20 protein-coding genes are annotated in these 26,386 nt (G+C 54.6%); 12 read left to right on the forward strand and 8 right to left on the reverse strand.

Translation table 11 applies throughout. The annotated features are described in order from the left end of the window. The first annotated feature begins 120 nt into the window (after positions 1-120). On the forward strand, positions 121-1,392 hold the full coding sequence (locus ACTH3S_RS06915; protein ID WP_441808282.1) for a D-amino acid dehydrogenase: 1,272 nt from the start codon (positions 121-123) through the stop codon (positions 1,390-1,392). Positions 1,393-1,451: 59 nt separating this feature from the next. Continuing rightward, on the forward strand, positions 1,452-2,645 hold the full coding sequence (locus ACTH3S_RS06920) for a methyltransferase (RefSeq protein WP_441808283.1): 1,194 nt from the start codon (positions 1,452-1,454) through the stop codon (positions 2,643-2,645). On the opposite strand, the gene ACTH3S_RS06925 is transcribed toward ACTH3S_RS06920, so the two are convergent. From ACTH3S_RS06925 to ACTH3S_RS06935, 3 genes are all read right to left on the reverse strand, one after another. Further along, complete coding sequence (locus ACTH3S_RS06925; RefSeq protein WP_441808284.1) at positions 2,602-3,093, reverse strand: DUF4124 domain-containing protein; 492 nt, start codon at positions 3,091-3,093, stop codon at positions 2,602-2,604. The genes ACTH3S_RS06920 and ACTH3S_RS06925 overlap by 44 nt on opposite strands. Positions 3,094-3,196: 103 nt before the next feature. Continuing rightward, the gene (locus ACTH3S_RS06930; RefSeq protein ID WP_441808285.1) at positions 3,197-4,408 is read right to left on the reverse strand and encodes an OmpA family protein; all 1,212 of its coding nucleotides are present in this window, start codon (positions 4,406-4,408) and stop codon (positions 3,197-3,199) included. Positions 4,409-4,578: 170 nt separating this feature from the next. Then, positions 4,579-6,858: an ATP-dependent helicase gene (locus ACTH3S_RS06935; RefSeq protein ID WP_441808286.1), complete on the reverse strand. Its 2,280-nt coding sequence runs from the start codon at positions 6,856-6,858 to the stop codon at positions 4,579-4,581. A 114-nt stretch (positions 6,859-6,972) separates the two neighbouring features. On the opposite strand from ACTH3S_RS06935, the gene ACTH3S_RS06940 reads away from it, so the two are divergent. The 3 genes from ACTH3S_RS06940 to ACTH3S_RS06950 all read left to right on the forward strand — a co-directional run bounded on the left by ACTH3S_RS06940 (position 6,973) and on the right by ACTH3S_RS06950 (position 10,299). After that, positions 6,973-7,350, forward strand: coding sequence for a DUF2237 family protein (locus ACTH3S_RS06940; RefSeq protein WP_441808287.1), 378 nt, complete (start codon positions 6,973-6,975; stop codon positions 7,348-7,350). Beyond that, complete coding sequence (locus tag ACTH3S_RS06945) at positions 7,350-9,521, forward strand: tRNA(Met) cytidine acetyltransferase TmcA (protein WP_441808288.1); 2,172 nt, start codon at positions 7,350-7,352, stop codon at positions 9,519-9,521. The genes ACTH3S_RS06940 and ACTH3S_RS06945 overlap by 1 nt, the downstream gene beginning before the upstream one ends. A gap of 70 nt (positions 9,522-9,591) precedes the next feature. After that, the gene (locus ACTH3S_RS06950) at positions 9,592-10,299 is read left to right on the forward strand and encodes an ankyrin repeat domain-containing protein (RefSeq protein ID WP_441808289.1); all 708 of its coding nucleotides are present in this window, start codon (positions 9,592-9,594) and stop codon (positions 10,297-10,299) included. Positions 10,300-10,320: 21 nt separating this feature from the next. Here the strand turns inward: ACTH3S_RS06950 and ACTH3S_RS06955 are convergent, their stop codons facing one another. After that, positions 10,321-11,424, reverse strand: coding sequence for an enoyl-CoA hydratase/isomerase family protein (locus tag ACTH3S_RS06955; protein WP_441808290.1), 1,104 nt, complete (start codon positions 11,422-11,424; stop codon positions 10,321-10,323). A 219-nt stretch (positions 11,425-11,643) separates the two neighbouring features. Between ACTH3S_RS06955 and ACTH3S_RS06960 the strand changes: the two genes are divergently transcribed. Then, on the forward strand, positions 11,644-11,979 hold the full coding sequence (locus ACTH3S_RS06960; protein ID WP_441808291.1) for a c-type cytochrome: 336 nt from the start codon (positions 11,644-11,646) through the stop codon (positions 11,977-11,979). 23 nt (positions 11,980-12,002) lie between these two features. Here the strand turns inward: ACTH3S_RS06960 and ppnN are convergent, their stop codons facing one another. Then, positions 12,003-13,385 (reverse strand): nucleotide 5'-monophosphate nucleosidase PpnN, encoded by a 1,383-nt coding sequence (gene ppnN, locus ACTH3S_RS06965; protein WP_441808292.1) that lies wholly within the window; start codon positions 13,383-13,385, stop codon positions 12,003-12,005. A 110-nt stretch (positions 13,386-13,495) separates the two neighbouring features. On the opposite strand from ppnN, the gene thiI reads away from it, so the two are divergent. Next, on the forward strand, positions 13,496-14,950 hold the full coding sequence (thiI, locus tag ACTH3S_RS06970; protein ID WP_441808293.1) for a tRNA uracil 4-sulfurtransferase ThiI: 1,455 nt from the start codon (positions 13,496-13,498) through the stop codon (positions 14,948-14,950). An 8-nt stretch (positions 14,951-14,958) separates the two neighbouring features. On the opposite strand, the gene ACTH3S_RS06975 is transcribed toward thiI, so the two are convergent. After that, a complete protein-coding gene (locus ACTH3S_RS06975; protein ID WP_441808294.1) occupies positions 14,959-15,972 on the reverse strand; it encodes a histone deacetylase family protein in 1,014 nt (337 codons plus the stop codon). 172 nt (positions 15,973-16,144) lie between these two features. Here ACTH3S_RS06975 and ACTH3S_RS06980 point away from each other — a divergent pair, with 172 nt between their 5' ends. From ACTH3S_RS06980 to ACTH3S_RS07000, 5 genes are all read left to right on the forward strand, one after another. Next, positions 16,145-17,599, forward strand: coding sequence for an NAD-dependent succinate-semialdehyde dehydrogenase (locus tag ACTH3S_RS06980; protein WP_441808295.1), 1,455 nt, complete (start codon positions 16,145-16,147; stop codon positions 17,597-17,599). A gap of 132 nt (positions 17,600-17,731) precedes the next feature. After that, positions 17,732-19,897 (forward strand): DNA helicase II, encoded by a 2,166-nt coding sequence (gene uvrD, locus ACTH3S_RS06985; protein ID WP_441808296.1) that lies wholly within the window; start codon positions 17,732-17,734, stop codon positions 19,895-19,897. A 190-nt stretch (positions 19,898-20,087) separates the two neighbouring features. Continuing rightward, positions 20,088-20,954, forward strand: coding sequence for a DUF4123 domain-containing protein (locus ACTH3S_RS06990; protein ID WP_441808297.1), 867 nt, complete (start codon positions 20,088-20,090; stop codon positions 20,952-20,954). Further along, complete coding sequence (locus ACTH3S_RS06995; protein WP_441808298.1) at positions 20,955-22,892, forward strand: alpha/beta hydrolase; 1,938 nt, start codon at positions 20,955-20,957, stop codon at positions 22,890-22,892. Beyond that, positions 22,879-24,063 carry a WD40 repeat domain-containing protein gene (locus tag ACTH3S_RS07000; RefSeq protein WP_441808299.1) on the forward strand — a complete coding sequence of 395 codons (1,185 nt, stop codon included), beginning with the start codon at positions 22,879-22,881 and terminating at the stop codon, positions 24,061-24,063. Before ACTH3S_RS06995 ends, ACTH3S_RS07000 begins: the two co-directional genes overlap by 14 nt. A 255-nt stretch (positions 24,064-24,318) precedes the next feature. Here ACTH3S_RS07000 and ACTH3S_RS07005 read toward each other — a convergent pair whose 3' ends face one another. Further along, the gene (locus ACTH3S_RS07005) at positions 24,319-25,116 is read right to left on the reverse strand and encodes an undecaprenyl-diphosphate phosphatase (protein ID WP_441808300.1); all 798 of its coding nucleotides are present in this window, start codon (positions 25,114-25,116) and stop codon (positions 24,319-24,321) included. 128 nt (positions 25,117-25,244) lie between these two features. Further along, positions 25,245-26,315 (reverse strand): ACR3 family arsenite efflux transporter, encoded by a 1,071-nt coding sequence (gene arsB / locus ACTH3S_RS07010; protein WP_441808301.1) that lies wholly within the window; start codon positions 26,313-26,315, stop codon positions 25,245-25,247. Positions 26,316-26,386: the final 71 nt, after the last annotated feature.

Raw genomic sequence — 26,386 nt, forward strand, 5'->3', positions numbered from 1 at the left:
CTATTGTGGGATCTGAAATGCACGAGTTTATCAGTTGTCCGTTTATTGGCCTACATTGGGCGATACGAGGTTTCCTTGATGCTGAGTGTCACGCTAGTTTAATTCAGGATGGAGATGCAGATGCACGTTGTCGTTATTGGTGGTGGCGTTGTGGGTGTTACCACAGCCTGGGAACTGGTTCGTCGTGGTCACCAAGTGACGGTGTTGGAGCGACATTGTGTGGCCGGTAATGAGACAAGCAAGGGCAATGCGGCTCAGCGCTCCTACGGGGTAGTGTATCCTTGGGCTGACCCAAGCATGGTGTTCAAGGCGTTACCTTGGCTGTTCAAGCAAGACGGCCCGCTAAAACTGCGTATGCCGCCTTCCTTGGCCGCCGTGCAGTTCATGTTTTCTACTCTGCGTTATGCGTGGTCGCCGGGCCTGTTTGGTTTTAACAAGCGCGCAATGCTCCGTCTTGGTATCCACAGCCGTGATTGCTTCTTGAAGCTGGAAGAGGAGCTCAATTTAGCGTTTGATGGCGGCCACCGGGGCTTGTTACACCTCGCCAGTACCCCTGAAGAACTGGAAGCACACCGGGATACGCACCGCGTACTGAACGAAATGGGCATAGCTTCCCGGTTGCTGACCCCAGAGCAGGTATATGAGGCGGAGCCAGGTATGGCTAAGAACGGGCCTTTGTATGGGGCGCTAAGTTACGACACTGACGGCACCGGCGACTGCCATTTGTTTTCCCAAGAATTGGCTAAAGCTTGTGAAGAAAAAGATGTTCGCTTTCGCTATGGCGTTCAGGTGGAGCGACTGGTTGCCAATAGCCAAACCGTGGAGTCGGTGGTTCTGCGCACCGAAAGCGGCCAGCAAGAAATACTCGACGCCGACGCCTTTGTGATCAGTGCCGGTTGCTGGTCTGGTGAGTTGGTTGGGCCTTTGGGCCTTAAGCTGCCTATATATCCGATCAAGGGCTATAGCATTACGGTGCCCTTGAAAAACCCGGATAACGCACCGGCTTCCACCATTCACGACGACAACTACAAAGTGGTGTCTACCCGCTTGGGTGACCGTCTGCGTGCAACGGGTTTTGTTGAGCTTGCGGATTTCAACCGTGATATCCCTGAGGCGCGCATTGCTACCATCAGAAAATCCGTTGAATCTCGGTATCCGGGCTGTGCGGATCTAAACGCCGCAGAAACCTGGACAGGCTTTCGCCCTATGACTCCAGATGGCCCTGCCATCATCGGTCGGGGGCCGCGGCAAAATCTATATCTAAACACGGGACACGGCACCTTTGGTTGGACTTTCTCCGCAGGCAGTGCGGATGTGATTGCCCAGGTGATTGATGGCGAAGAGCCGGCGGTTTGTCTGGATGCATTTCGCCCGGGGCGCTATCAGGAGTGACGGTTCGTGAGCCTACTGAGCCTTTTTATGTACGGTGGCAAGAGCTCAATGATTGGCTCGTGCAACATCAGCCAATTTGGCAGCCAGCGCCGTTTATAGAACCGATACCGGCGTGGGTTCGGCGCTATCCCAGGTTGGCTCACGCGGTGGCAGAACTTACCGATACCGAATGTGATGAGCTGGATGACGAACCAGAGGCGCTGGCGGAAATAGCCTGCCAATACGTACCAGAGTTGGCCCAGTACGGACAGATGGTTAGCTTGCCCGAGCTGGCACCTGAGCCAGCTAAGGTCATGGCAGCGACACTGCCAGAGGTTCGAGCAACGGATATGCCAGGGCGGAAGCGGGAACAGGCTGGTGCATTTGTAGCGTCGCTGGCACCGTTTCAACAACCTATTTTAGACTGGTGCTGCGGTAAAGGTTATCTATCACGAACACTTGCTGTACATAGTCACAAGAGCGTTGAAGGCTATGAATGGAATCCCGAATTGGTGGCCGGCGGCAATCAACTTGCCGCGCACTTCGGGGATGCCGTTCAGATCTACTGCCAAGACGTCATGGCGCAACATCTACACATACCCGCGAATACCCATGGCGTGGCGCTTCATGCCTGTGGTGATCTTCATCGACAGTTGTTAAGGCAAGGAACTGCAGCAGAGCTACCGCGGCTGAGTCTGTCACCTTGTTGCTATCACCTCGCAGCGGAAGATTGTTACCAGCCACTCTCCGAGCACGCAGCGGCATACGGAAACAGACTGACGCCAGATCGCGCTGATTTGCGCCTAGCGGTACGGGAAACCGTAACGGCGCCCGCCAGAGTTAGGGCGCAAACCCGTCGACTAAACCAGTGGCGCTTGGGTTTTGATGGGTTGCAACGGGCCCTGCGAGGGGTAGATCAATATTTGCCTGTGCCATCCTACCCATCGCGGCTGATTCAGAAGGGTTTTCCCGCTTTTTGCCAATGGGCAGCGGGGAAAAAGCAGCTTTATTTGCCTGCAAACACCGATTTTGATCGTTGGTTTGCCTATGGTATTCAGCGCCACGGTGACGTTCGCCGTTACGAGCTTATCCGGCATCTGTTCCGTAGGCCGTTGGAACTCTGGTTGGTTCTGGATTATGGGATCTTTCTGGAGGAGCAGGGGTACCGTGTGCGACTCGGCCATTTCTGCGCCCGCTCGCTGACGCCCCGAAATCTGTTGTTGGATGCGGTTAAGGTTTGCGGTACTCCACGCGCTCAACACAGCCATCCTTAAAGTAAACGTAGGTTAGCTCATAGAGTGCACCGTAATAGCGAGTCTGATAGATCCAGACCTCCTGAGGGCCGACATAAGTTTCGGGTGGGTTACCGAAAGCGCTACGAACATGTTCCCGAGTCATGCCCTCAACCACCTGGTTTTTAATTCGGTATCGGCGCAGGTCTGTAGAGTTTATAAAACGACAGGTTTCCGGTTTGGGTGCATTGCCATATGATTCTTCGTTTTTTTCGTTTGGCTCGGGTTCCGCCGCTTCTGGGGCTGGCAGGTTCTGATTGAAGCTGCCCCCGATACGGTTATCTCTGATCTGAATGGCTTTGGCATCTTTGCCACAGGGCGTGTCGGAAAAAACCGTATTGCCTTCTGCGCCATTACACCGGAATACCTGAGCTTGGGTTGGCGCGTTAAGCGTGAACAGAAAAACCAGGCCAGCCAATAATCTGAACATGGATTGCTCTCAACATGGTTGTGCCCTGGGATAACCGCCAAAAAGAAAGGCGCCCTGGGGCGCCTTTCTTATCTTCACGTACTCTTACACCGCTCAGACTGTCTTAGCGACGAACCTGAATGCGTGCTTCAACCCGACGGTTTTCAGCGCGGCCAGCGGCGGTTTTGTTAGAGGCAACGGGCTCTTTCTCACCATAGCCTTTGGCGCTCACTTTCTCGGGATCCACTCCCAGTGGGCCAGTCAAACGTCCTGCTACGGCTTCGGCGCGACGCTGTGACAGGAACTCGTTGTAGCTAGCTTTGCCTGTGTTGTCGGCGTGGCCGGCAATTTCTACGACGGTTCCTGGGTTTTCTTTAAGAGCATCTGCAACGCGGCGGATTTCGTCATCGTAGGCGTTACCGATTGTGGAGCTGTTTGTCGGGAACTGAACTTCAACGGTGAAGGTGTCGATGGTTTCAGTGACGCCTTCGCAGCCTGTGTCATCCACTTTAGCTCCGGCAGCTGTGTCAGGACACAAATCCTGACTGTCGACGACACCGTCGTTATCGCTGTCGAGCTCACAGCCGCGGCTGTCTACTTTTGCACCGCGCGGAGTGTCGGGGCAGGCATCACGTGCATCGGCTACGCCATCGCGATCTGCATCTGGCTCACAGCCAGTGCTGTCAACGGAGGCGCCAGCCGGGGTGTCTGGGCACTGGTCACGGGAATCAGGTACGCCGTCACCGTCGGTATCCGCTGGGCGCTTAGGCGCTGGCGCAGCGCTTCCAACCGTGCGGGTAAAGGCGAAGCTGATACCAAGAGAAACCTGGGTATCAAAGGTGCTTTCGTCGATGCCGTGGAACTCGCGCAGGTCGCCACGCAGAGAGACCGAGTCTGTCACGTTGTAACGAACACCGGTGCCCACGTTCACGCGAGTTTCGTCGTGGTCGGTGCCAGTTGTGCGATAGCTGATCACATCATCAACACCGAATTTTGCGTGCCCTGCGCCTACAGAAACGTATGGGTTCCAAACTTCGTCCGGAGCTGCAAAGTAGTAAATACCATCTACACGAAATTCTTCAAAATCTGATGACCCACTAACGTACTTACGGTCTGCATCAGCGCGGGAATAGATTGCTTCAACCGCCCAGTGTGGTTTGAATCGGTATTCCAGGCCAGCGCCAAATGTACCTGATTCGCTCAAGTCACGGTCATCGTCAAACAGCTGGAAAGCCGCAAATGGGTTGATGTAAATCGTTTCCGTGCGATCAGCCAAGGCTGGAGCCGCAAAGGTGCTTGCGACGGCGGCCATCGCGATTGGACGCATGATGTTCATGCAGAACCTCCTGTTCGATTATCGTTATGAAGTTACTGAGTTTTAAGTGATCAGAGTGCACACATACGCGCAATTTAAGCTAAAGGATTACAAAAAACAAAATATTACAGATTAAAGTTACATTAGAAAATGTAATCATTTTTGTTGAATGTACAGCACCGACCGCTGCCTTATGAAGGTGGAACACTGAAGTAGAGGTGCGCGCTTTTTTTGCTGAAGTTCATTTTTTCGCCGCTATTGAAATGAACCTCAAATGAGCTTTCGTCTTCTGAGACCACCGCGCCCGCGCCAAAAATAGCGTGATTGAGGCGTGGTTGATGCCACAAGGGGGAGGCGGTGCTGTCATGTATTTGTATCTCGCCTTCGAGCGTAACGCCTTCTCGCTCTGCATAGCGTGAACTGACGGGTGTCAGCGGCGCTTCCAGCTTCAGCTCTGGGCCGGTATCTGATGTTCGTTCATCCAGCCAGCGGCCGAACTCGCTGGCGAGCTCAAAGCAGCATTCTTCAACAAAGCGGCTAGGGCCCTGATCGCCATCCATATGGGGTTGCTTGCCCATGGGCCGGCTGATCAGGTGCAGTGTTTGCCGGGTGCGAGTCATGGCGACGTAGAGCAACCGGCGCTCGCTTTCCAGAAACGCCCGCACGTCGTCCTGGGGTCTTGGGCTGTGGGGCAGATACTTTTCTTGCAGCCCCGGGATGATCACCCGGGGCCACTCTAAACCCTTAGTGCGGTGAATGGTGGAGAGCAAAACCCCCTCGCCATTCTGTTTTTCATTGGCTTGCCACCGCAACGCCTTGAGATGGTCTAATGCGCACTCGGCATCAACATTCAAACCTTTTAAGTACTGGCGGAACCCGTGGATTGTATCAATGCGTTCCTCCGCGCTGTCATGGGTCAGCGCCAGGCTGCGCACACCTTCATACAAATCGGTGTGCTCTGCGTACACACTGATCAGCCCGGCAACTGGGCCAGAATAGCCATGCAACTGTTCTAGAACCTCTCCAAGTTTACGCAGTTTGCGCGCAGCCATGGGTGCCAGAGCGCCAAAATCCAGTGCTAGCAAACGTTCATGCCAGCCGTGGGCAAACCCTGACAAAAATCTTGCCAGTTGCTCTAGTTCTGGTTCCTTTAGGCCCGCGTGGGGGAAGCGCAGAAGCTGCTGGGCGAGCTCCAGGCGGTCTTCATCTGGCAGGTTTTCCAGCCTACCGGTCGCCACCATTAACACAGCCGTAATGGCCCGCACCTCGCGGCTGAACAGTGCGCCTTTGCCGGCATCAATCCGGTAAGGGATGTGTTGTGCCAGCAGTTTGAGCTCAATTTGTACACTTTGGCTCCAAACTCGGAACAGGATCGCTGTATTTGCCAGAGTGACGTTCGATTCTTGCCCGAGGATCTGCAGAACGGCGTCTGCATCGCTTTCAGCCTGGTGCAGAGTAATCTCCGTGTTCGGTGTGGATGGATGGGAGTGGCAAAGTACATCCTTGCGACCAGTGTTGTGGCAGATTAGATGATTAGCCAGCAGCGCCACGCGGTGACCATAGCGAAAGGTGTAACTCAGGGTCTGTTCCAACGGGCTTTCGAACTCATCGCTGAAACGCTTGAGAATAAACTCCGGCTTAGCTCCCCGAAATTCATAAATAGTCTGGTCTGGATCACCTACCACCGTTACCCGGGCGCGGTCTCCAGCAACATAACGCAGCAGCAAATGCTGAATCTCATTGGTGTCTTGATATTCATCCACCAAAATCAGATCCATCTTGTTGCCGACTAATCGTTGCAGAGGCTGATTCTGGTGAATGGCCATCACCGGCTCGTACAGCATGTCGGCGAAACTGATCCGGCTTTGGCCTTTGCGCCACTGCTCAAAGCTGTGAAACAGATCAATCAGATACTTGTGCTTGTCCGAGTAACCCAGTTCTTCAAATACTATCTCGGCAGGGGATAGAGTGGTTTTTACCAGATCGATAAATCCGGTTGCTGTTTCCACAAAATCCTTCTTGTTGCGTCGGATCTCATCTGCGAGATCCTCCGGCGCCAGCCTTCGAGTTAGCAGCCAGGCCTGAAAGCTGATCTCCTGCTCGGTCAGAATCTTCGCGGAGAAATTCGGCAGGTAGCCTTCGCGCACAAACCGCTTATACAGCCGCAGCCCCATGGCGTGATACGTGCGAATCTCCGGCAACGCCAACCCACTTTGATGGCACACCTCCTGCAGCTTGCGCTCAAAATCCACCCGAGCACTGCGGTTAAACATAAGCACTGCTATGCGGGCAGGGTCATGACCCTGTTGTAGCAGATAGCGGATACGCCAGGCGAGCGTGGAGGTTTTGCCGCTGCCGGCCACGGCGGTGATCACCGAATGCTCGTAGCCGGCGGTAATAATGGCCCGCTGCTCGTTGGTGAGAAAATCAGGCAGATCCAGGGCGGGGGATTCGAAAGTATTGGTTGGCATAGATGTTATTGTACGGGCCAACTGGTAGCGCGGGTACCTGTACCGTTAATATGATTGATTAACTTAGCGAATCCACTTCATTAGTTGGAGAGCGACGAGGCAGAGGAAATCAATATGCAAATTGAAGAATCTATTAATGTGCTGGGCGAAAAGCTGGAACTTTGCGGCACCGATCCTGAAACCGGCTTTTATCGCGACGGCTGCTGCAATACTGGGCCAGATGACCATGGCTCGCATACTGTTTGCGTGGTGATGACGGATAAGTTTTTGGAGTTCTCTAAGGCTCGGGGCAATGATTTGAGTACGCCTGTGCCTGCTTTTGGGTTTCCAGGCTTAAAAGCCGGAGACGGCTGGTGCCTTTGTGCGGCTCGCTGGCACGAGGCCTTTGAAGCCGGCAGCGCGCCAAGAGTGCGGTTGTTGGCAACCCATCAGGGAGCGTTGGAGCACTGCAGCCTCGAAAACCTGAAATCCCATGGCGTAGATCTTAGTTAATGATGTCGGGAGCCGTATTGCCCGAGCCAGACGCCGCTGCCTGGCGCTCGTTACAGGCCGGTCTTGCGAACACGGGGGAGCGCCGGTTGGTATTGTTGGAGGGTGGTTCTGACCTCTCCAAGCAGTGGTTACGGGCTCTGCTTTCGGGTGTCGAATGGGGAAGTGGGCTCTGGGTTGGGGCTGCAAGTGATGCACCCGATGATCGCCTGACCAGTATTGAACCGGCGAAGGCGCGCCAATGGCTTGGCCGCGAAACATCGCTGATTGCATGGGACGGTTGGCAAGGTAATCCGCCGGACGCTTTTGCAGCGCTTTCAGGCACGCTGAAGGCGGGCGGGTTGTTGTTCTGGTTAATGCCGTCGCTGGATGAGTGGGGGTGTTTTGCCGATCCGGACTATGCGAGAACCGGGCTGGACCATGATCAGCCTCATGCTTTTGCAGAGCGCATGGCGGGCATTCTGGCGGCAGATCCCTCGGTGATCCGGGTGAAGCTTGGTTCCTCAAGCGCGATAGCCCTTCCAGATCTGCCTAAACCAAACTCTGAATTTACAGTTACCACAACCTCTGATCAGCAGGGTTTGATCCAAAAACTGGTGGCCTTCGGGCTTGGGCGCCGGCGCCGGCCGATGGTGGTCACAGCAGATCGGGGGCGGGGAAAATCTGCTGCACTGGGCATGGCTGCCGCACAATTGTTGCAACAAGGGCGCCGGCAGATTCTGGTGACGGCGCCTTCACGAGATAATGTGAACGCTTTGTTCGCCCACGCTCGCGATAGCCTTGGTAGTGAGGTAGTGGACACGGGTGACGACCGAATAGAAACAGTCTCCGGTGCTTTGCTGTGTTTTCTGCCCATTCGGGATATGCTCCGTGCAAAACCGGAAGCTGAAGTGATTATGGTAGATGAAGCAGCGGCTATTCCGATTTCTCTGCTGAAGCGCGTGCTTCTGGGTTGGCCGCGAGTGGCGTTTGCCTCTACGGTCCATGGTTACGAAGGTGCCGGGCGTGGCTTTGCCATCCGTTTTCGCCGGATTCTCGACGAGAAAACGCCACAATGGCAGGCACAAACCCTTTCTCAGCCGGTGCGCTGGTCCGGGGGAGACCCTCTGGAGCCTTTAATCTCCGAGTTGTTTCTGCTCGCTGCGGATCATAATCCGGAAGGTGCGTTCGAAGCGGCTCCTGGCGAGATGACCATTGAGCCTTGGGAGCCTGCCTTAGCTTCTGAGGCAGAACTTGCTGATGCATTCAGCCTGCTGGTAGATGCCCATTACCGAACCACGCCTGCAGACCTTCGACAATGGATGGACGACCCCGCAGCCAGAAGCTGGCGGGCCATTATAAACGGCAAAACCGTGGGTGTGCTTTGGGGTGCCGTGGAAGGCGGGCTGAGTAACGACCTGGCACAGCATGTGGCCAGCGGCAAGCGCCGGGTTCGCGGGCATCTTTTGCCCCAGTCTCTGGCCAGCCACAGTGGCTTCCCGGAAGCGGCCAGCCAGCGCGGTTTGCGGATTATTCGCATTGCGGTAAGTGCGCCGTCCCGGCGGCTTGGTATCGGGCGAAGCCTGGTTGCGGCAGCGGCTGCCGGAGTGGAACACGAAGGGCTGGACTTTACTGGCACCAGTTTTGGCGGCAGTGCCGATCTTTATGCATTCTGGGCTTCATGCGGGCTGGAGTTTGTGCGTATCGGGCTGCAACAGGAGGCTACCAGCGGGGAGTATCCGGTGCAGATGATTTATGCCCAGAGTGTTGACGGGGTGTCTTTGGTTAAACGGGTGCGCGCGCGCTTGGCTCGGCACTGGCTGACGCTAGTACCATTGAACTGGAAAGAGTTGGAGCCAGAGCTGTTGGCGGCTATCACAACCGATTTATCATCGAAATGCAGGTTATCAGAGCGCCGGCCGAGTGCAGCGGATATCCGGGATCTGCAGAACTTCGGTGACGGCTACCGGGGTTTCCAACTTATGGTGCCGGTATTGCGGGATTTGAGCTTGGCCCCGGGGGTTGCTCATTGGCTTCGTTCCCGCGCAGAGGCGAGCCTCTGGTACCGGTCGGTATTGCAGGGGTGGAGCTGGCCTGAGCTGCAAAGGGAAGGGTTGTGTTCGGGCCAGCGTGATGGCGAGAACCGTTTGCGCACCTTAGTCCGTGAACTTCTGCTAAACGGGCCGGAGTTGTGACTCGCTCGATTTAATTATGATGGTCACCTGCCCAGAATAGGCTCCAATTATCTGACAGAGACTGTTCGTTATGGCCAAGGGAATCGGCATCTCATCGTATTCGATCCTGCTATCTATTCTGCTACTTGCTTCCGCATCTGCGGTTTTTACTGGCTGCGCGTCCAGAATAGCCCCAGCTAATCTGGATCACCTGGGTGAAAATGCGTCTGGCTCCGCTTTGTATCGGGCGGCTGCCGGGGGAGACTTTGCGGCTGTCAGCAACCTGGCAGAGTCGGGCGCACCCCTGAATACCCTGACTGAAAACGGCACGCCTCTGATGGCAGCTGTTCGCGCGAAAGCTGACCGTATCGCCTGGTATCTGCTAAGCCAAGGAGCTAGCCCAGATCTTGCCCGGAGTGATCAGGTTACACCCCTAATGACGGCATCTGAGCAGGGTGATCGCCAGCTTGTGCGCCTGCTTCTGTCGGGTGGCGCTCGGGTGAATGCCACGGATTTTCAGGGTTATACGCCGGTAATGCGTGCGGCTGAGCGGGGGCAGTTGTCGGTGGTAAAGGTGTTGCTGACGGCTGGGGCAAACGTGAATGTTAGCCAGGGTGGAGAGTCTCTGCTTATGAAAGTGGCCTCCAGTGGCGACCTGCTCACGGCGGAAATGCTGCTGGCTGCCGGTGCCGATGTAAACTTTCGCGCAGAGAATGGCGCTACCGCGCTGGATGTGGCCCGGGCCAGCAATCATTCGGATTTAGAGATGCTGCTGGTACAGGCCGGGGCTGAACTTTAAACAATGTTGGTCTGCTCTGTGCTATTCCAGCTGCATGGGATCTGTCTGATCGTTCCACACGGGCAAAAAGTGGGCCTCGATAATCGCCTCGGGTACCTCTTCCAGACGCGAGAAAGACCATAGTGGGTTCTGATCCCGATCAATCAGTCGTGCCCGTATGCCCTCCGTCAGATCGGGCCGGCGCAGGCACTCCCAAACCATTGCCAGCTCCATCCGGAAGACGTCTTTCAGCGACATTTGCTGGGCTTTTCTGAGCTGGTTCCAGATCAGCCAGGCTGATACCGGGCAGCCCCCTTTTAGCGTTTTCATGCAGGTCTGCCACCATTCGCTGTCTTTGGGAGATGCCTGCAGCTGATCGACGATCTCCGGCAAGCTTGAGCCTGCGCACAGCCTGGCAATATCCCGTTCGTGCAACTCCAGGTGGCTGGCGGGCAACGCGCGGTAATCTGGAACCTCAAGTTGGCTTAGCAAGTGGAACAGCCGGTTGTCATCGGCTGCTCTGTGGCCGCTCCAGCGTTCGTTCTGAAGTTGTGCCAAAAGGCCTTGTTGATCGTTCGTTGGTAAGACCATGTCTGCCAGCCCCACCCGCAACGCGTCAGTCACATTCAGGCGGGCGCCGGTCAGCGCCATAAAAAGCCCAAGGCGTCCAGGCAACCGATTCAGAAACCAACTTGCGCCAACATCCGGGAACAGGCCAATAGACATTTCTGGCATGGCCAGTGCGGCGTCTGGGGTTAGCAGCCGGTAGCGGCAGGCAGAAAACAGGCCCAGGCCGCCGCCCATAATGATGCCGTGCCCGATGCCTACAACGGGCTTGGGGTACTTGTGCAGGGTATAATCCAATTCGTACTCGTGCCGAAACACACTGAAAGCTGCTTCGGGATTTTCAGCCCCCGTTAATGACAGGTACAAATCCCGGATGTCTCCACCGGCGCAAAATCCCTTGTTTCCTGCGCCGCGTATCAGCACCACGCAGATGCGCTCATCTGCGCCCCAGCGCGCCAGGCTATCCTTGATAGTGACGATCATTTCTTCAGAGAGCGCGTTCAGCGTGGCGGGGGTATTTAGGGTTAATACGCCTATATGACCTTCGCGACAGGGTAGTTCCTGAACCTCTACAGACATTAATAGTGTCTCCGGACGGTAAAGATAATCTGGGGTATGAGCTTTGCTCGTACGGTCTCTTTAACCCGATGAAAGTTAAAGAAGACGAACCTCGAGATGAGCGCCTTGATCTATGGCATTTGCGCTGTGGCACGGCTGTGCTATAAGTTTCAGCCAGTTACCATTCGCTTTAGAATACCGGTTCGTAAAACTTAAAACGATGATGAGAGGTTAATCACAATGAATCTTAAACACTATGCCGTTGCAGGACTTTTTGCACTTGGCGCTGCCGTTCCTGCGGTAGCTTCTGCCGCTGGTGATGCAGCTGCAGGCAAGGCAAAAGCCGCCGTTTGTGCTGCTTGCCACGGCCAGAATGGCATTGCCCAGATTCCGATGTATCCGAACCTGGCTGGTCAGCACGAACAGTACTTGGCCGCTTCTTTGAAAGCCTACAAAAACAAGCAGCGCAATGGCGGCCAAGCGGCCATCATGCAAGGCCAGGCCGCGGCCCTGAGCGATGATGACATCGCCAACCTGGCAGCTTATTTTGCAAGCCTGCCAGCCGGCGGCAAGTAAGCGACGCGCATCGGCGCAACAGCTTAAGCTGTTGCGCCGATGATACGGTAGCTAGGGCGGTAGGCTGATGTGCCCGGCAATTTCATTCGATTTTGAGCGACGAACTGCTCCAGCATAGCCTCCAGAGGCTCGATCAGGGACGGATCCCCAGCAATCTCAAAGGGCCCTTTCTCTTGAACTTTTCGAATACCTCCTTCCTTTACGTTCCCAGCCACAATGCCACTGAATGCTTTTCTCAGGTTGGCAGCAATCAAGTGCACGGGTTGATCGCGGTGCAGCTGCAAAGCAAGCATGTTCTCGTGGTCGGGCTCGAAAGGTAGCTGGAACACCGGGTCAATTTTCAGCGTCCAGTTGAAGTAGTAGGCATCCTGCATCGCACGGCGGAAGGTCCCGACATCTTTCATGCCGATTTTCATGGTCTGGGCCACTCGAACTGGGTCGTCAATGATGATGTCGTACTTGCTGGCAGCTTCGTTTCCCAGGGCATTGCGGATGAACTTATCGATCATCTCAAAATATTCGGCATTTTCCGGCCGGCCGGTGAACACCACCGGGAAGGGCAGGTCGGCGTTGTCTGGATGCAGAAGAATACCCAACAGATAGAGGATTTCTTCAGCGGTGCCAACGCCGCCGGGGAAAACGATAACGCCATGGCCGCAGCGTACAAAGGCTTCCAGGCGCTTCTCGATATCCGGCAGAATCACCAGCTCATTCACGATGGGGTTGGGCGCTTCTGCACCGATAATGCCTGGCTCGGTAATGCCAATGTAGCGGCCATTCTTTACACGCTGCTTTGCGTGGCCGATGGTTGCGCCTTTCATTGGTCCTTTCATGGCGCCAGGGCCGCAGCCGGTGCAGATGCTTAGCTCACGCAGGCCTAGTTGGTGGCCAACTTCTTTGCTGTATTGGTATTCCTTATCACTGATGGAATGCCCGCCCCAGCACACGATCAGATCAGGCTGGCGCCCGGCTTGAAGAGCTCGGGCATTGCGCAGAATATGAAACACCATGTTGGTGAGATCGTCTGGCTCATCACCTTTGAGTATGCGAGCAAATTGCGGCGAAGAGTGGGTGTAAACAATATCCCGCAGCACTGAAAACAGGTGCTCACGAATAGCCCGGAGCATTTCGTCGTCCACAAAGGCGTGTGCCGGCGCGTTAATTAGCTCCAGTTTCAAGCCTCTGGGCTGGGGAATCAGGCGTATATCAAAATCCCCGTGGGCCTCCATCAAATTTTGGCAGTCATCGGTCACGACCCCGGTATTCAGAACGGCTAGCGCACATTGTCTGAATAAGCGGTATAAGCCACCTTCGCTGCGGTCTTTGAGCAAATTGACTTCGTGGTTGGACAGTATTTCCAGGCTGCCCTCGGGCGAGACAAGGGCGTTGATGGTGGGTTTGTTCATGTACGGCAAAACTCCTGAGTGTTGCGGTAATACTCTATTTTGAAGCATGGCTGCAAAACGTTAGACTATGCGCTTTTCCTAACATACACCACCCGACAAAATACCAATTTATGAAACTGCTTATTCGTCCTGCCTCGGAAGTCGCTATAAAAAGCAAGCCTGTTCGTCGTCAGCAGATGCGCCATCTGCGCCAGAATGTTCGTAAACTGCTGATGCAGATCGATTCGGATATCCTGGTAGAGGGCAGCTGGGACAGAGTAGATGTCGATGTTCCCGATGGTAGAGGCCTGTCTGGCCCAGTGGTCGACGCACTGATGCGAATCCCCGGTATTTCTACGATTCAGGAAATTTCTGTATTTCCACTGATTAGCCTTGAGGATGTTGCAAAGAAAACCGTGGCTGCATTCTCCGGGCGCCTGGATGGGAAGAGCTTTGCGGTTCGTGCCAAGCGTTTTGGGTCGCATGATTTTCGCTCTCTCGATCTTGAGCGTGAAGTGGGCGGCGAATTGATGATGGCGGCCTCGGGTGCCAGCGTGAATCTGCGATCACCTCAGGTAGAAGTGCGCATTGAGGTGCAGGATGACCAGTTTCACATAGCCAGTTGCAAGCACCGGGGATTAGGTGGTTTTCCTCTGGGCAGCGCCGAGAATGTTATGACGTTGATATCGGGAGGGTATGACTCGTCGGTGGCAGCTTACCTAATGCTGCGCCGAGGCCTGCGCAGCCACTTCCTGTTTTTTAACCTTGGTGGTGTGGCCCATGAGGTGGGTGTACGCCAAGTGGTTCACTACCTGTGGGATCGCTACGGAGCGTCCCATGGTGCCAAGTTTATCTCCGTGCCTTTTGACGGCGTGCTGGAAGAAATTATGGCGTCGGTTGGTCACCGACACTGGGGCGTGGTGCTAAAGCGCCAGATGCTTAAAGCGGCCAGCGAGATTGCGCGCAAAAACAACGTTTCTGGCCTGGTTACGGGTGATGCGGTAGCCCAGGTGTCTAGCCAGACTTTGACCAATCTGAACGTGGTTGATCGAGCCAGTGATGAAGTGGTTCTGCGCCCGCTGATTGCTATGGACAAGGAAACCATCATCGCCATTGCCCGGGAGATTGGCACAGAGCCCTATGCTCGAACCATGCCTGAATACTGCGGAGTGATATCCCAGAAGCCAGCAACTCGCGCAAAGTTGAGCCGGGTGGAGGCAGATGAAGCTGAAATGGACCCCCAGGTACTGATCCGTGCCATTGAAGCCCGCGAGGAAGCAAAAGTCAGCGAGCTTCTGGACAGCAAAGTTACGCCAGAAGATGTTGAACTGGTCGTAACGCCCGCCGTGACGGACGTTATTATTGACGTTCGCCACCCTTCCGAGGGTGAGCAGTCACCGTTGCAGCTGACTGGCAACGAGATCCTGAGCATTCCGTTTTACGAACTGAACCGGAAGGTTTCAGAGCTTCCCGCCAACCGCCAGTACCTACTGTACTGTGATAAAGGCACCATGAGCCGCATGCACGCTGTACATCTGAAGGCTGAGGGGCATGAAAATATCAAGGTTTACGCGCCCGCCTCATAGTTTGTAGTTTAACCGGTCATGCCCTTGAAAAACTGTTGTACGTTTTCGCTCAGGGTATCCAGATCGTAACCGCCTTCCTGAACCACCAATGTTGGCAGATGGAGCTCGCGAATGCGCGAGCTGAGCCGGCAGAACCCTTCTGAAGACACAGAAACCTTGGCTTGGGGATCATCTTTGTAAATATCAAAGCCCAGGGTCAGGATCAGTGCATCTGGCTGAAACAGCCTAATGGCTGCCATGGCCTCGTCCAATTTCTCGAAAAAGACATCTTCGGTCGAGCCGTGAGGCATTGGCAAGTTGATGTTATGGCCGTAACCCTCGCCTTCGCCTCGCTCATTCTCAAACCCGCTAACCACCGGGTAGAAGTTGGTGGGGTCGCCGTGGATGGAGATATAAAGCACATCACTGCGATCGTAAAAAATCTCTTGGATGCCCTGGCCATGATGCATGTCGGTATCAAGAATCACCAAGCGTGGAAATTTGGACTTCATATGCTCGGCAGCGATGGCTGCGTTGTTGAGATAGCAGAAACCTCCGGCAGAATCCTTACGAGCGTGGTGCCCAGGCGGTCGACATACAGCATAAGAGGTGCGGTCGCCTTCAAGTAAGGCATCGGCTGCGCCTAGCGCACTTTGGGCCGACCAGTAAGCCGCATTCCATGTGTGCTCGCCAATGGGGCTGCTGCCGTCAGCCTGGTACCTGGCCGCTTCTGCAAGAATGCCAGTGAGGTGATTCGGCGAACGGACGAAGATGTTGGAAATGACTTCCTCTCCCCAGTCGTCCATTTTCACCCAGCGTTGGTGAGCGGATTGAAGAAAACGTAAGTATCCCAAGTCGTGTACCTTGGAGATAGGCCCTGCATTATGATCAGCTGGTTGCAGCACCGGGATGCCTATTTCCTTCAGACCTTCCAGCATTTGGTTGGTGCGATCTGGTACCTCCTGAGGCTCTCGCATCTGGCCCCGAGTGAAGTAGGTTTTCGGACAGTGCTGATCTTGTGCGGGATGGAAAAACGCTTTCATTATCCGACCTCCTGGATTTCCGATTCTTCGAGTATAGGCACAGATGGAGAATGGTCAAAAGCCGGGTGATCGGCTTTACAGGTTGAGATTCTGCATCCACTATGGAAGACATGTTCAACCGACGCAACTGTGCACCTTACCGGGTGTCGTTACTGACTGAGTAGGAGCCGAAATGATCGAGTCACCACTGCTGGAAACGCTGACTGGCTACATCGGCGGTCGCTGGACCGACAACGAACAGGGCAGCACTTTTGACGTGTATAACCCGGCAACGGGTGAGGTGATTGCTCAAGTAGCCGCCATGCCGGAAAACGAGGTAAAGGCGGCGGTTGATGCAGGTAAGTCGGCACTTAGGCTGACCAGCCCCTACAGCATCGAAACCCGTAGAAAATGGCTGGAAGATATCCGTGATGCTCTTCGGGCGAACAAGGACGAAGTCGGTCGGATTCTCTGCCTTGAGCACGGCAAGCCATTGAATGAAGCCCAGGGTGAGGTGGATTACGCCGCCGGCTTTTTTGACTATTGCTCCAAACATATTCAAGCGCTGGACGCCCACACGCTACCGGAAAAACCCAAAGACTGCGCTTGGACGGTGCACTATCGCCCCGTCGGGGTTACCGGGCTAATCACGCCTTGGAACTTTCCCATTGGTATGATCGCCAAAAAGCTTTCTGCCGCTTTGGCGGCGGGTTGCCCTTCGGTGATCAAACCGGCCAGTGAAACACCACTGACCATGATTGCATTATTCGCGCTGCTGGATAAACACGTGGACCTGCCTGCTGGCATGGTGAATCTGGTTATGGGTAAGGCCAGTGTGATTGGCAAGGTTCTGTGTGAGAGCCCAGATGTGCCAATGCTGAGCTTTACTGGTTCCACCGAAGTGGGTCGCAAGCTGATTGTAGATACTGCCGATCAGATTAAAAAGCTGGCTCTGGAATTGGGTGGCAATGCGCCGTATATCGTGTTTGATGATGCGGATCTGGATGCAGCTGCGGACAATTTAATTGCGAACAAATTCCGTGGTAGTGGGCAGACCTGTGTGTGCGCAAACCGGATCTTTGTTCACGAGAAGGTAATGGATGCCTTTGGCGAGAAGCTCGCGGAACGCGTGAATAAAATGACTGTGGGCAATGGCATTGCAGGCGATGTCGACCTTGGGCCGCTGATCAATAAAGCGGGCTTCGATAAGGTGAAGCGCCATCTGGAAGATGCTCTGAACAAAGGCGCCACGCTGGTTGCCGGCAAACAGCCAGGTGATCTGGGCGATGGACATCTGTTCTTCCCGCCAACGGTTATTTCTGGCGTAACACGGGATATGTGCTGCTCCCGAGAAGAAACCTTTGGGCCGCTGGTGCCGATGGCAAGCTTTCGTACCGAAGAAGAAGTTATCGAAGCCGGTAACGATACCGAATTTGGCCTAGCCTCATATGTATTCACGGCAGATGTAGAGCGTGCTCAACGAGTGACTGCCGGTTTGCGATTTGGCCATGTGGGCTGGAATACCGGCACCGGGCCTGCGCCAGAAGCGCCTTTTGGGGGCATGAAAGCCTCTGGCACTGGCCGCGAAGGCGGGCTTGAGGGGCTGTTTGAGTTTGTGGAAGCGCAGACCATACCCCGCGGGTTCTGATCCCTCGGTAGGCGAACAAAGAAGGCGAGCTACGGCTCGCCTTCTTTGTTTTTTAAGCGCAGGAAAGCAGGGGTGGACCAAGGCTGATATACTTCCGACCTGTTCATTTAACCAGTAGCGAAAGTATTCACTATGGATGTCTCGCACATTATTGATTCCCTGAATGACGCCCAGCGTGAGGCAGTTACCGCACAGAACGATCATTTATTGGTTCTGGCCGGCGCCGGGAGCGGCAAAACCCGTGTGCTGGTACACCGGATTGCCTGGCTGATGCAGGTGGACCGGGTTCCGCCCACGGGGGTTTTGGCGGTCACCTTTACTAACAAAGCCTCCAAGGAAATGCGTTACCGCATCGAGCAGATGATGGATATCCCGGCTCGGGGCCTGTGGTTTGGTACTTTTCATGGCATTGCCCACCGCTTGCTAAGAGCCCATTGGAAAGATGCCGGGTTGCCGGAAAACTTTCAGGTTCTCGACAGCGACGACCAACTTCGGCTAGTTAAACGGGTCATGCGTGAAGCACAGATTGATGAGAGCCAATTCCCGCCTAGGCAGGCCCAGTGGTTTATCAGCAGCCAGAAAGATGAGGGCCTGCGGGCCGACCATATTCAGGAAAACCCGGGGGATCATTTCACTTCCACCATGGTGAGGGTGTACCGCCGTTACGAAGAGCTTTGTCAGCAAAGTGGGCTGGTGGATTTTGGCGAACTGTTACTGCGCTCCCACGAATTATGGCTGCACAAGCCACAGCTGCTGGCCCACTACCAACAGCGTTTTCAGCATATTCTGGTAGACGAGTTTCAGGATACCAACACCGTTCAATATGCCTGGCTGCAGGTTCTGGCCAGTAACCGTGTGCCGTTAACCGTGGTGGGCGACGACGACCAGTCCATTTACGGCTGGCGTGGTGCAAAAGTAGAGAATATCCAGCAATACCAGCGGGATTTTCCCAACGCCCGCCTGGTGCGGCTAGAGCAGAATTATCGCTCCACACAGCTGATTCTGAAAGCTGCAAACGCAGTCATCGCCAACAACCAGGGCCGGTTAGGCAAAGAGCTTTGGACCGACGGTGTGGAAGGCGAGCCCATTAGCCTGTACGCCGCCTTCAACGAGCAAGACGAAGCCAACTACATAGCCGACAGCGTCTCTGCCTGGGTGAGCGAGGGCAACCTGCGCAGCGAATCCGCCATTCTATATCGCTCCAATGCCCAATCCCGGGTGCTGGAAGAGTCGTTGATGCGCCAAGGCATTCCATATCGTGTGTATGGCGGCCTGCGCTTCTACGACCGACAGGAAATTCGCAACGCGCTGGCTTATCTTCGAATGGTGCATTATCGCCGGGACGACGCCGCTTTCGAGCGAGTGGTAAACCTCCCCGCCCGAGGCATTGGGGCAAAAAGCCTGGCCGATATCCGCCAATACGCAACCGAGCAAAGCATCTCCCTGTGGGAATCCTCTGAACGGTTACTTGATGCAGGGCAGGTGAAAGGCCGAGCGAAAACTGGCTTGCAGTCGTTCATCAACATTATCGAAGAGCTGTCTTCTATGGTGGAAGACGCATCACTTCAAGGCCTGATGAAGCAGACCATCGAAGCCAGTGGCCTGAAGGACTACCACGCCAATGAGAAAGGCGAAAAAGCCCAGCAAAAAGTTGAAAACCTGGAAGAACTGGTTAGCGCACTGAGCGATTACGAGGTAGAAGACGGTGTTGATCCGCTCTCGGAATTTATTGCCCAGGCGGCACTGGATGCTGGCGAATCCCAGGCGGAAGATCACGAAGACAGCGTGCAACTTATGACCCTACATTCGGCCAAGGGCCTGGAATTTCCTTTGGTGTTTCTTGCCGGCGTGGAAGAGGGGTTATTCCCCCACAGCATGTCTCTGGAAGAGCCGGGGCGCATGGAGGAAGAGCGCCGGCTGGCCTATGTAGGCATCACACGGGCCATGAAAAAGCTGGTTATTACCTATGCGGAATCTCGCAGGCTGTATGGGCAAGAGAAATTTAACGCGGTCTCCCGGTTTGTGCGAGAAATTCCCAGCGATTGCCTGCAGGAAGTGCGGTTGCGCAATACGGTAACCCGCCCGGCGATGCTTGAACGGCCTAACGAAGGCCTGTTCAGCCAGGATTCTGCAAAGCAGTCCGGTTTTAACTTAGGGCAGCGAGTTCGGCATCCAAAATTTGGAGAGGGTGTTGTGATGAATGCCGAAGGCAGCGGTCATCACACGCGGATACAGGTGAATTTTGATGAAGGGGCTAAGTGGCTGGTGTTGGCCTATGCACCTTTGGAGGCCTGCTAGGAGTCTGCGCGGTAGAGGTGTTTTGAGCCAGGTGCAGCCCCGGCGAGCCTGATCACAAAGCTCATCCACCTCTTTTTTAGTGCGCCGCTTCTGAACGTTGGTTCTGAAAACTCGGGCGGATGACAGTGTTTCCGCATTCGGCTACTATCACTCTGCATTTTTGGTCATCTAAGGATAGATGAGGGTAGCCATGACGGACTCCACAGCCCTGAGCCAAACGGCTCACACAACCAGGTCGTTTTACCAGCACGCAGACCTATCGAGCGAAAACGTCTGCGGGTATCTGGTTGATCAGGCAAAGCACCCTGAGGTGCTGCGCCTATTGTTTGAGCACGATCCGGTACCCGTTTACGATTTGCCGTATATTTATTCGGAATACCGTGAACAAGCCTTTGATGGCCCACTGATTATTCAGCCCACTACTATCCAAAGTGAAGAGTGGCTCCACAGGTGGGTGATCGAAGGCAAAGCGTTAACACTGCAAGGCCAAGAACTGGCGCTGGAAGCAATACGCGAGCATTTTGTAAGCCTGAACACCGTACGCACCCCCAATGGTGACAGCCTCTTTCGTTATTCAGACTCAGCAACACTTGGCAGCCTTGGCGCATCGCTATCACCTCACCAGCGCTTGCGGATTCTTGGCCCGCTAACGGCAATTCATGGTTGTTACGCGGGTGAGAACTGGACGCTGACAAAGGAGCAACCCTCGGCGCTTCAAGATGAGCTAAAAAAACAGCCTCCCCAGCCTCTTGAATTGACTCAGGAAAACCTAGCATCGGCAGAAGCTCATCGCCGACATTTATTGGCAAAAGCTTTAGCAGACAACAATGAGTTAGAGGCCCAAACTGCCACCTACTGGTTTCAACAGCTGGAAACTCTAGGCACACCCAATGAGCAAGGCTTGGTAGAAGGCGCCGGGTTATTAATAGCTCAGGGTTTTACCAGAGCATTGAGCGACGATGAACTCGCGACGGTACGTAAGACCAGGCAGGGAGCCGACTGGTCAGACACACTGGAAGTACTTGAAGCATTAACGCATTCACAGGAGGGAACCTGAATGACGCCCACTAGCAACCTGCCCTTCTCACCCAGCTCAGCGCCTCTGGGAGCCCACGGTGCGCCGGTTTGTAAGCACGAAACCGCAAACGTGCTTTTACGCCGCTCCGACACTCTCAGGCGACCGAGGGCGTTTATCAATGCCGGTAAAATCAAGGATGAGAGCGGTAAGGTCGTCACTGCAGAGCTGCGGGATGGCACAGAACATACGCCAGACAATGCAGAAGCCCGCTTCACCAAGCTCGTGACAGGCAGCGCCCAATGGTATTGGCCTGAGGAGCCAGAGGGGGAGCATTTGATCGGGTTCGACACCGTAAGCGAGCAACGCCGTTTTACGCCCGGCAAGCACCTCGACGAAGGCGTAGACCTCACGGTTATTCAGGGTGAACGCAAAGCAAAAGCGGTACACCTGCCGCCACCGGTAATCATCAACCTGCGTGAAACAACGCCCGCCTCTGAAGACCAGCTAACAGACGAACAGCTGGATTACTTCCAAGCAAACGGCAACAACGCACTCATCTACATACATGGCTACAACGTGCCCCATGGCGAATGGGGGCAATTTCTGAACCGCAAAGATAGCCAAAAAAGATATGGTGGCCATGGGCCAGCACCCACCAACGCCTGGCATCCGAACAAATCCACCGTGTGGCAGGATGCAGAAGCACTATCGGGCTACAGCGCCACCCCACTAAAAGACGATCAGCTCAATGGCACTGGCGCCCACAACTGGGCGACTCACATGGAGCACCAGTTGAACCGCGCAGCGGGTTTTGATGGCCAGGACTGGATGCCCTACAGCCGCATCATCAACATTTCCTGGCCGGGGAATACCGGCGCCACCGATTTCATGCAGGCAGAGCTGAACGCCATGACAGCAGGGCGACGGTTGGTTCCACTACTGCAGCAGTTGGCAGATGCCGGTATTTCCATCAACCTGATCTCCCACTCTCTCGGTGCCCGCGTTACGCTCACCGCCTTGAATATTTTGGGAACTATCGGGAAGAGCAATCTGATCGACCATCTGTTTCTCTGGCAGCCCGCCGTTGCAGACAACGCATTGACCAATGATAGCAGCCGTGACGTACACCCTCTGGGGCTGGGTGTGTTTCCTTCGGCCCACAGCGCGACCCGCAAAATTGTGGTATTACACTCCCGTGGCGACGGCATTCTTGGGGCCGGGGAAGATGAAGATAGTGCATGGTGGCAGGATGCTTTGTTGCGCTCTTCTCCGGCGGCTCTTATCGCAACGGCCGCCTGGAACCTCGCAAACGCAGAAGACGCCAAGGACGATGTGCTCAGTTACTTTCGGGGAGCTTATGATAAAAAATGGTGGACCTTCCCGAGCTTTCTGGATAACGGTTTCGGACCCGCCATCGAAACGCTTTACACAGACTACTTGCCGCTAACATTTAAAGCACAGATGACAACCTACCCTCAACTGTCTTCGTATGTACCCGAAGCACTCAAACGAACCGTCAAAGCAAATTGGGACAGGTTGGAAAAAGACATTCTTGCCGAAGCAGACGCTTTATGGCAGCCCTGTATAAATTGCCTGCGCAACGGTGAGCGACCTCCAGAATATACCCTGCTGGCACCTCTGAACCACCGGGCCAGCGTAAGCCCGCAGGTGGCCAAGGATTATGTTTTGCGTTTAAAAAGGCTTGCGGTGAATGATTGGATGCCGGAGCAATCGCCGCGGCCTGCGCTGGGGTATGTGGGGTTTGAGGAAGTGACTGGCGAACGGGCCGGGGTGTTTCGAGATCGTTTTATAGAAAATAAGCTTTTTGACGAATCGTGGTTGGCTACAGATCAAAGCAGATGGCTTTTTAGCCACTCGGGGATGCGAATTCCAAGCGAGGAAGTGTTCAATCGCTCATACGATGCAGCAATTATGCGTCGTGTCGTGAATGAAGGAGGCGGTTTTGGTCGTTACTAACGCTAAAAAGATACGCTGGGCAGGCACGGTGCTTGGTGCCATTGCGCTTATTGGCATCTTGCTAAACTCCAACCTCTTGGGAGTCTGGGCTGGGCCGGTTATGTCCATGGGTGTATCACAGTCTGGCCGCTATATCGTCAGTGCCCACAGAGACAACAAGCTCATTCTCTGGGACCTGCAAGAAAAACAGTGGGACAAACTTTCTGGTGAAGCCAACCTTTATAGCGCGTATTTTGTGCCAGACCAAAACGTTTTTTTGTGGCAGGACACAGACAATACCGTTACTGCACAAACAGTTGACGGAGAGCTTCGGAAACAATTCCAACACTTTCCGACCTATGGCCACGTTATCAGTAGCGATTTTGGGACCTATTTGTCATCTGATGAGTACTGGAATGTATTTTCTGGCTATGGAGACACGAAACGCCCTGTTCTCAAAGACGGTGTCGTCCCCAGCTTTATTGGAGCCGGCAAGCTCCTCAACCTATCCCTAGACCTAGACACCACTTTCTTTGTAACAGCTGGGTTCGATGATGACCACTCAGCAATTTCAGAGCATTCACCACTGAATAGCAGCCAACGGTTTTCAAAATATGGTGGTGTGACACTTTGGGATGCTGAAACAAAAAAACCCGTTGCAAAACTCCGCGGCAACTCTTCCAAAACCCACGCCACTATAAGCCCAGACGGGCAATGGATAGTCAGTGCCGATGAAAATGGAATCGGTTTGTTCTGGAATACGAACAAGCCGGAAATCCGGCACCGGTTAGCGGGATATCACAGTGGGATTTATCTTGACGATTCGCCTTTTGAAACAGGCGACCCCCGAAACTGGGACGAAAGCGAACTCATCGATGCGCCCGCCGGCCTCAACAATTTCACCATCGCCGTCGCCTTCATCCACAACAGCGAATACTACCTCCGCTTCGGCAACAACAGCCACATGGCAGCCCTTTATAAAACCGGCAGCCCCTGGCCCGTGAAGTACTTTGATTTGGGCGAATCACCCAGACTGGTTACTTACGGCAGCAACTACGCGCGTAATACCGCCATCGCCACTTCACCGGAATCGGGCATTCTGGCGATGGGGCATCAATCAACGGGCGGGATCAGCGTGTATCAGTTTGATCCGGAAAAACTGACACTGGAGCGGGTTTGGGTGGTGGAATAGTGGTGTGAGTATCAACAATGAGAAATTGGGTAAGCTGATAAGCCGTGGGTTGGGTGGTGGCTATCAATCCCGCTTTAAGAACACTCTGGCCACATTATGTGTTCCATCAAGCGCACCGAAAAGTCGCTTGAGGAACATCATCCCGAAGATTTTTATTTGGAGGCGTCCATGCAGCAGGTTGTCCTAACTTCTATAAGGGCTATGGAGACCACTTGTGTTTGAGTCTGGCCCTCTCGTATTGGGGCTTTTCCACGCTCACATCAATACTGCGTAAATAACCCCCGCCAGAATAAGCCTGTAAATAACATACGGCCACATCCCCACCTTGCTCAGCCCTTTCAGGAAGAAGTGGATCGCAATAATGGCGACCACAAAGGACGTTACACCGCCAACCAGGAATGCAGCCCAATCAACGACGAAATCCGCAGTCGCAACTTCCAGAAGCTTAACCGCCGAGGCCAGCGCCGTGATGGGGATGGCCAGCAGGAAAGAGAAGCGAGAAGCGGTTTCCCGGCTCATGCCCAGGAACAAACCGGCGGTGATGGTAATGCCAGAACGTGAGGTGCCGGGAACCAATGCAATCGCCTGAGCGATACCCACCAGCAAAGCATCTTTCCAGTTAAGGCTGTCCATGGTGCGCTGGCGCTTGGGTATCCAGTCTGCCACGCCCAGCAATAGGCCGAAAATGATGGTTGTGGCAAAGATGATTTCCACGGCGCGCAGTTCATTATCAATCATGTCCAGCAGTGCCAAACCCGCGAGGCCGGCTGGAATGGTGCCTATCACCATATATAGCGCCAGTGCGCCCTGGCCAACCACACGGCGCCGGCCCATGGAAACAAGTCCGTCTCGGGCAATGCTGAATACATCGTCGCGAAAGTAGAACACTACCGCTAGCAGGGTGCCTACGTGCAAAGCAAGGTCGAAGGCTACGCCCTGGTCTACCCAGTCAAAAAACGCCGGAATCAGGATAAGGTGAGCCGAGCTGGAAATGGGCAGGAATTCGGTCAGTCCCTGAAGAAGACCAAGGTAAAGAGCCTGGAGAAAGTCCATTCTGAAGGTTCCATTGGAAGTGGGTGCGTCAATAAAAAACTGGGCGCGATATTAGCAGGGTGGTGATTAACTGAACAGATGTATACCCAGGCGTGGTATCTAACCTGCGCCCGGGTTATTCGGGGCTGTCAGGTCGGGAATTTGTCCCGACTGTTGTTGGCAATGCGCACCAGCATCAGCATTAACGGCACTTCCACCAGTACGCCCACCACCGTAGCCAAAGCAGCCCCGGACTGCAGGCCAAAGAGGGCGATGGCGGCTGCAACGGCCAGCTCGAAGAAATTGCTGGCACCTATCATGGCGCCGGGAGCCGCGATGCAGTGGCGAACCTTCCACAATCTGGCCCAGCCGTAGGCGATGAAGAAAATCAGCACGGTCTGGATGATCAGTGGCACGGCAATCAGCACTATGTGCAGCGGATTTTCCAGGATGACTTCACCCTGAAAGGCGAACAGCAATACAAGGGTGGCAATCAGCGCCGCTGGCGTAACCGGCCCTAGCCGCTTCATGAACACCTCGTCGTACCACTGCTCGCCGCGTCGGGCGATCAAGGTTCGGCGGGTGACGTAGCCTGCAGCCAGTGGGATCACGATGTACAGCACCACCGACAGAATCACGGTGTCCCAGGGCACCTGAATGTCGGAAATGCCCAGCAGAAACACCACAATGGGCGCGAAGGCAAACAACATAATGATGTCGTTCAGGGATACCTGCACCAGCGTGTAAGCGGCATCGCCTTTGGTCAGGTAGCTCCACACAAACACCATGGCAGTGCAGGGAGCCGCGCCCAGCAAAATGGCGCCGGCCAGATATTCACTGGCCAGTTGCGGGGCAATAAACGGCTCGAACACCACCATTAGAAAGAACCAAGCGATGGCAAACATGGTGAAGGGCTTGATTAGCCAGTTCACGATGGTTGTGATGGCCAGGCCTTTAGGTTCCTTGCGCACGCCCACAACGGCGCTGAAATCGATTTGCGCCATCATCGGGAAAATCATCGCCCAGATCAAAATGGCAATGGGGATAGATACCTGGGCGTATTCGAAGCGGGACAGTGCTTCTGGTATTGCGGGAGCAAGCTCGCCCAAAGCCAAACCTGCAATGATAGCGAGGGCTACCCAAACCGACAGGTATTTCCCGAACAGATCCATGCCGCCGCTTGCGTCTTCAGTTTGAGTGGCTTGTGTTTGGCTGGTCATTGCTTACCTCAGAGTGTCCCCCTCTGGCAGGATAGTTGGCACTACTTAATTTTTAACCAGTTGGGCGGTAC

The organism is Marinobacter sp., assembly GCF_052094685.1.
Lineage (GTDB): Bacteria > Pseudomonadota > Gammaproteobacteria > Pseudomonadales > Oleiphilaceae > Marinobacter.